General features: G+C 41.4%; 8 protein-coding genes. 2 read left to right on the top strand and 6 right to left on the bottom strand.

The features are described 5' to 3' along the window. The 3 genes from ACTHJT_RS03340 to ACTHJT_RS03330 all read right to left on the bottom strand — a co-directional run. Positions 1-1112 (bottom strand): pyridoxal phosphate-dependent aminotransferase (locus ACTHJT_RS03340; RefSeq protein ID WP_440236364.1); only part of this gene is annotated, 1112 nt, incomplete at its 3' end. Next, the gene (locus tag ACTHJT_RS03335; RefSeq protein ID WP_440236362.1) at positions 1084-1953 is read right to left on the bottom strand and encodes a prephenate dehydratase; all 870 of its coding nucleotides are present in this window, start codon (positions 1951-1953) and stop codon (positions 1084-1086) included. The genes ACTHJT_RS03335 and ACTHJT_RS03340, both read right to left, overlap by 29 nt. Before the next feature lie 27 nt (positions 1954-1980). Further along, complete coding sequence (locus tag ACTHJT_RS03330) at positions 1981-2526, bottom strand: hypothetical protein (RefSeq protein ID WP_440236361.1); 546 nt, start codon at positions 2524-2526, stop codon at positions 1981-1983. 93 nt (positions 2527-2619) lie between these two features. Here ACTHJT_RS03330 and ACTHJT_RS03325 point away from each other — a divergent pair, with 93 nt between their 5' ends. Next, the gene (locus ACTHJT_RS03325) at positions 2620-2937 is read left to right on the top strand and encodes a HesB/IscA family protein (RefSeq protein ID WP_440236359.1); all 318 of its coding nucleotides are present in this window, start codon (positions 2620-2622) and stop codon (positions 2935-2937) included. Here ACTHJT_RS03325 and folB read toward each other — a convergent pair. The 3 genes from folB to ACTHJT_RS03310 are packed head-to-tail and all read right to left on the bottom strand — an operon-like array spanning position 2915 to position 5103. Further along, positions 2915-3280 carry a dihydroneopterin aldolase gene (gene folB, locus ACTHJT_RS03320; protein WP_440236358.1) on the bottom strand — a complete coding sequence of 122 codons (366 nt, stop codon included), beginning with the start codon at positions 3278-3280 and terminating at the stop codon, positions 2915-2917. The genes ACTHJT_RS03325 and folB overlap by 23 nt on opposite strands. 3 nt (positions 3281-3283) lie before the next feature. Beyond that, positions 3284-4144 (bottom strand): DivIVA domain-containing protein, encoded by an 861-nt coding sequence (locus ACTHJT_RS03315; protein ID WP_440236357.1) that lies wholly within the window; start codon positions 4142-4144, stop codon positions 3284-3286. A gap of 32 nt (positions 4145-4176) precedes the next feature. Continuing rightward, entirely contained in the window at positions 4177-5103 is a 927-nt protein-coding gene (locus tag ACTHJT_RS03310; protein ID WP_440236355.1) for a WD40 repeat domain-containing protein, read from the bottom strand. A 312-nt stretch (positions 5104-5415) separates the two neighbouring features. Between ACTHJT_RS03310 and ACTHJT_RS03305 the strand changes: the two genes are divergently transcribed. After that, entirely contained in the window at positions 5416-6036 is a 621-nt protein-coding gene (locus ACTHJT_RS03305; RefSeq protein ID WP_440236354.1) for a 4'-phosphopantetheinyl transferase family protein, read from the top strand. The last annotated feature ends 166 nt before the right edge of the window (positions 6037-6202 follow it).

Here is a 6202-nt window from a genome sequence, read left to right as displayed (position 1 = left end):
AGCGATGCTCTTAAGTATCCCTCCCCTCTCTCACCGAAGATTGCTCCCGGCGTAAAGAATACATAGGCTTCATTTAACAAGCGGTCTATGAAAGCTGGTATATCACCAATAGCAGCAGCATCCTTAGGTTTGCACCATACAAATAAACCTACCTGTTTGCGGTTATATTCAAAACCGAGTTTATCCAGTATGCCAAATATTTTTTCCCGGCGGTCTGCGTATACTTTATTACGTTCAGCATGCCATTCAGCTGTATTCCTGAACGCTTCGACTGCGGCTTTCTGTAAACCCAGGTACATACCTGAATCGATATTGCTTTTAACCGTTAGCGCGGGATTCAGATAGATCGGTGAACCTACCATCATTCCTATTCTCCAGCCAGCCATATTGTGAGACTTGCTCAGTGAATTGAATTCGACTGCAACATCCTTCGCTCCAGGTATGCTTAAAATACTGAATGGTTGTTTTTGATTTAAAACCAGGCTATATGGATTATCAAAGCATAACAATATTTTATATTCCTTTGCAAATGCAACAATCTTTTCAATCTGCTCTCTGTCTGCCTCTGCACCTGTTGGCATGTGCGGATAATTCAACCACATCATCTTAACCTTAGAGAGGTCAAGTTTTTTCAATTCTTCAACATCCGGATGCCAGTTGCTTTTTTCGCTCAATGCATATTTACGTACCTGTCCCCCGATCAATGTAGTCAAAGAGGTATAGGTAGGATAGCCCGGATCCGGCACCAGCACTTCATCACCGGGATTTAAGAACGCCAGCGATACATGAAGAATACCTTCTTTAGAACCCATCAACGGAAGTATTTCCGTGTTCGGATCCAGGTCAACACCATAAGTACTTTTATAAAAAGAAGATATACCATCTCTCAATTCAGGAATACCTCTGTAAGGCTGATACCCATGCGCATTCGGCAGTTTTGATGTTTGTACCAATGCATTCACGGTAGCTTCAGACGGCGCCAGGTCCGGACTGCCGATGCCAAAGCTGATCACATTTTTGCCTTCCTTATTTAATTTGGCAATCTCTTCCAGCTTGCGGACAAAGTAGTATTCTTTAACCGTATTAAGCCTGTTTGCTGCGGGAATAATCATTAACCAATTCTCCTTTTTTATATTCTCCTAAAATTTTTAAATCTTCCACAATGGAATTAATTGCGATGCCTTTTTTGAATTTAGCATAATCTGTCCATTCACAATCAACATGAAAACGATATTCGTTTGCTGTACCAAAAACCGGCAACGACTGAATTTTTGATAAGTTGATCTCATTATCAACAATAATCTGGAGCACCTTGGCCAATGCACCAACCTCATCCGGCAAACGGAAACTGATGGTTGCCTTGTTTGGTATATCGTTTTTAAACTTCTCTCCTGTTGACAGAACAAAGAAACGTGTAAAGTTATTTTTATACGTTTCAATACTTTCCTCTTCAATCAATTTTAATCCGTATAACTCACAGGCATATTTACTGGCAATGGCTGCAATGTCTGCACTGTTATGCTCTTTGATATATTTTGCGCTATCCGCTGTATCGTGATATTCCCTGCGTTCCATCATGGGTCTGTTCAGCAGATATTCCTCACATTGGTTCAATGCCATGTAGTGTGACATTACCCAACGTATGTTCTCTTCTTTTGTTTCAGGAATGCACATGATGTACTGCTTGATCTGAAGGTACACCTCACCGATGATCTTGAAACCATACTCTTCGATCAATGCATAATTGGGAAGGATGGACGCTGCGATGGAATTGTCTACAGCCATGACAGCGTAATCAACTACACCTGTGTTCAGCTGGTTGCATAGCTCTCTGAAGGTTGAACATTCTGCAATGTCAATCTCTTCGCCAAAATAATAACGTGCTGTAATATCGTGAAAGGACGCGCGCCCGCCCTGGATAGCGATCTTTAATCTGTTGTCTGTTTTACTCATACATTCTCTTTCTTCAAGAGTCGTAATTTACATTACTTGTCTGATCTCATTTTTTACGAATTGCAAAGCCTCAGCAGTAGGTTCTGTCGGCAGTTGCATCAGTACCTCTACAATTATTTTCGCCAGGTCAATAGCCTTGGCATCTGAAGGTACAATCTGTGCAGAATTATTGATTACAGAAACAATATTCTCCATCGCGTCTTTCACATGCTTCCATGCTTCATCACTCATATAAACCTGCTGCGACATGTTATGCGCAAACTCTTCGCGGATATTGAACAGCATCTGCTGCTTCAGTTGTCCGGCAGTCATACCCGGTTCATTACAGCTTAGGATCAGATTATGCGGAGCAATACGTTCTAAAAACAAACAAACACGCTCGTATGCCTGAAAACGGATCGGCAATACCAATTCCGTATTCTTAACTTTTATATCAATATTTTTACTTTGTACCTCAAGAGCTCTCTTTTCAAATTCTTTTTGAAGAAAAATCTTAACGATCAGGAACATACCATATACCACCAACGCAGCCGGCAGAACAATTTTTATAAATTCGGATAAGAATTCTAACATAACAGTATTTTTAATCTTCAAAAATATACAATTTTGAGGGATAATAACAACGTTTGCGTGCTTCCTTTGCACCTGGGCCCATAATCAGAATCTGTGTCAGCATTCCACCAACATATTCTACCGCTTACCATTACGCAACTTGCTCTAAATCAGATTGCGCATATTAAGGCTACGAAAAATATTCCTGAAGGCTACGGACTGAGGATTGGCGTGCGCGGCAGCGGCTGCTCCGGCACCAGTTTTGTGCTGGGTTTTGATCAGAAAAAAGAAGGTGATAATGAATACCTGGTTGAAGGCTTACCGGTATATATTGAGAAGAAACATATCTTATATGTTGCCGGTATTGAGCTGGACCATGAGGATTCGGAAGAAGTCTCAGGTTTTGTGTTTAATACGAACGCGTCTTCTTAAGTTCAATTTTTGATTTCAGGCATTCGCCTCCTACCGGCGGATGCATTTTGGAAATAATCACGTGTGCCTCTTCTACAAGCGGCTGTGTACGGAAGATAGCTTCCGTGATATTTTCCGCCAGGGTCTCAATTAAATACCTGGGTGCTTTCATAATTTCAGCGACAGTTGCATACACACGTTCGTAATCAATGGTATTTGCCAATTCGTCCTGAAACCCCTCTCCCGGCAGCTGCATGGTTAAGTGCACATCTACCATAAAAATAGAACCTACCAGCTTTTCCTGCGGATGAACCCCGTGGAACGCATGGAATTTAAGACCTTCCAGAGATATGACAGCGCTCATGAATTAAATCGTATCAAAGAATGAACCTGAATTATCTTTGTCTTTTTTTGCTTCAGGTGAAGTCTTCTTTTCCTCTTCCTTCTTTACGTCCGCATCAAACAAGGAGTTTTGCGCTGCAGGTTCTTTTTTCTCGGCAGGTTTTGGCTGTGGTTCGTATGCCGGTGGAATGGTATGTGTAGGGAATAAGGTTGCTTCTGTCTGCTTCGGTGCATCCGGATCGATGACAGGTGTTATTGGTGTAATGGTTGTTTTCAATTCATGCGCGGTGAAATCTTTTTTCACGTCTGTACTGATTGACTTGGCAGCTTCCAACACATGCCCAATACGCTCTTCGATCGCCTCTCTGCCAGCTTTATTCTTCTCACGCTGCACACGATCCAGCAGGCTTTCACCCAATGCCTGAATTTCACGTATGGCGTTTTCTTTCTTGAATTCAATCTCTTTGTATTCCTTTTGCAGCAATACAACATCATCTTCCAGACTGCCAACTAAAGTCTTTGCTTCATGTTCTGCTTCTTCAACCATTTTGCGTGCGCGTGTTCTTGCTTCACTCATAATGGCTTCGGCATTCATCTGTGCTTCACGCATATGCAGATCCGCCTGGCGCTGCGCATGATCAATCAGGTTAGCACCTGTATCTTCTGCATTTTTAATCGTTTTGAAAAGAGAACTTTCAACTTCACGTAAACGGTTTACTTCGCGCTCTGCCAGCTCAAGTCTCTTTTTTACTTCTCTGTTTTCATCCAGCAATTTTTCCCATTCCTGCGAAAGTGATTTCAAAAAAGCATCTACTTCTTCTTTGTCGTAACCTCTGAATACTTTATTGAAATCCTTTTGTCTTATTTCAATCGGGGTAACTTTCATGATCTATTTATTAATGCGTTCTTTCTACTATGTCAGTGACCTTTTGCAAAGGGCATTTCCAGGTTCCAGATGGAAATGGTCCGGTCGTCACTCACCGAAACAATGTTGTTATTAAAATCCGACCACCACAATTTATTCACTGAAGTACCGTGTCCGGCGTGCCGCGATTTATCTATTACCTTCAATAATTTAAATTCCGTAGCATTCCAGACCTTTATGGATTTATCCATGCTGGCTGTTACAAAATATTTTCCCGATTTACTGAATGCAATGTGATTGATGGCATACATGTGTGCCGGAATCGAATGCATGGGCGTAAAGGTAAGTATGTCCCATACTTTCAGTTGTGCATCCCTGCCTGCACTCAGCAGCAAGTCTCCATCAGGGGAATAAGCAAGGGAAAATACAGAATTTGTATGCCCTTTTAATGTATGTAATATCCGCAAGCTTGGAATATCTATAATGCGTATCAAGTGGTCGCTGCTGCCGATTGCCAGCTGCTTTTTATTTGGATGTACGGCAATCACACGAATGCTCGCTTCTGAAATTTTCAGTTTCGCAATTACACTGAGATCCCTTGCATCCAGCACGACCAGGCAGCCGTCGCCGGTTGCGACAAGCACCCAGTCAAGAATTTTCTTGATGTCAAAAATTGCATCCTTTGTAATCTTCGCGTTGCTCTTTTCTGTGTTTGAAACAGTATCAATCACATGCACCCCTTCAAAATTCTGACCGATCAGCAATTCATTTGCATGCCGGTCATAATGCAGCGCATATACTGAATTCGGGAGGGTTGCAATGAGTTTCCCTTCGTCCGGTTTCTGCATATCCCAGGCCACAACCAGGCCATCGGCACCGGAAGTATAAAATGCAGAATCTGTAACGCCATGTTCGAGTGCATAAATAGAATCTTTATGCCCTTTATACGTGCCGATTTTATGTACGTGAAGTCCTTGCATAATATACTTGAAACGACCGGTGGCGGGTATCTGTTTGCATAAAGTATTCCGATACACCCGACAACACAATCATGTTATAAATTTACCAATTATTAAGGTATTATCCTCTGTATTAGCCTGAATGTGCATAAGTGCCGTTCAAAAACTTTCACTCTCCGATCAGGATGCCGGTAAGAACTTAAAACAAATACAATTGTTTTATATTAAAACCGGAAATGAATCTGTTCAAATGCGGATATTTATGCCTGCTGCATCATTTCTACCAACAAATTCTGAAAAAAGCCGTACTTTGTCCTACCATTTATAGTTGAAATGCCATTAACCAACATTCATAGCCTGAACGAGTCCAGAGCCTGGGGACTCTGGAATATTCAAGAGGAACTTTCAGCACTTGAAAAAAACTATATTTTTGCTTCACATGAAAAGGAACACCTGGCGAGTATTTCACATCCGCATAAAAAACAGGAATGGCTTGCCAGCCGTCTTACCGTAGGCCTGGTTTGTGAGCATTTACAACTGCCTTATGCAGGCACTCAGAAAATGCCCGATAAGCGTCCTTACCTTTGCGAGCAGAACGGACATGTTTCCATCAGTCACTCACATGAATATGCGGCTGCTATAATCGATAAAAATAAACCTGTGGGGATTGACATTGAACGCATAGACCAGAAAATTCTGGCTATCCGGAAAAAATTTCTGTTTGAAGAAGAATTTTCAGAAGATGTGCGCCACATGACTCAATACTGGTGCATTAAAGAAACAGGCTATAAATTAGCCGGAGAAAAAGGCCTTTCTTTAAAGGATGATATTATCGTTGATCCTTTCAGCAGCGGATTGGCCAAAGGTACAACCAACATCCATATCGGGGATTTAACTTATAAAATTGAGTTTTTTGAGCACGATAATTACATTCTTGCTTTTAACACCAATTAGAAATTGATACCTTAAGTGCCTAATTTTAAACCTTCGCGGGTTGAAAAACGTTAGATATTCAAAACTTTTCATACATGAAAAAAATCATTCCCGTCATACTATTTTTGTTGACATATTATGTTTCTGTTGCGCAACCCTTAAGCGGCTACCGGTTAGGTGATGAAAT

Origin of the sequence: Cytophaga sp. (genome assembly GCF_051961495.1) — a bacterium.
Lineage (GTDB): Bacteria > Bacteroidota > Bacteroidia > Cytophagales > Cytophagaceae > Cytophaga.
Note: the sequence above shows the minus strand (reverse complement) of the source record. Positions and strands in the feature narration are given on the sequence as shown.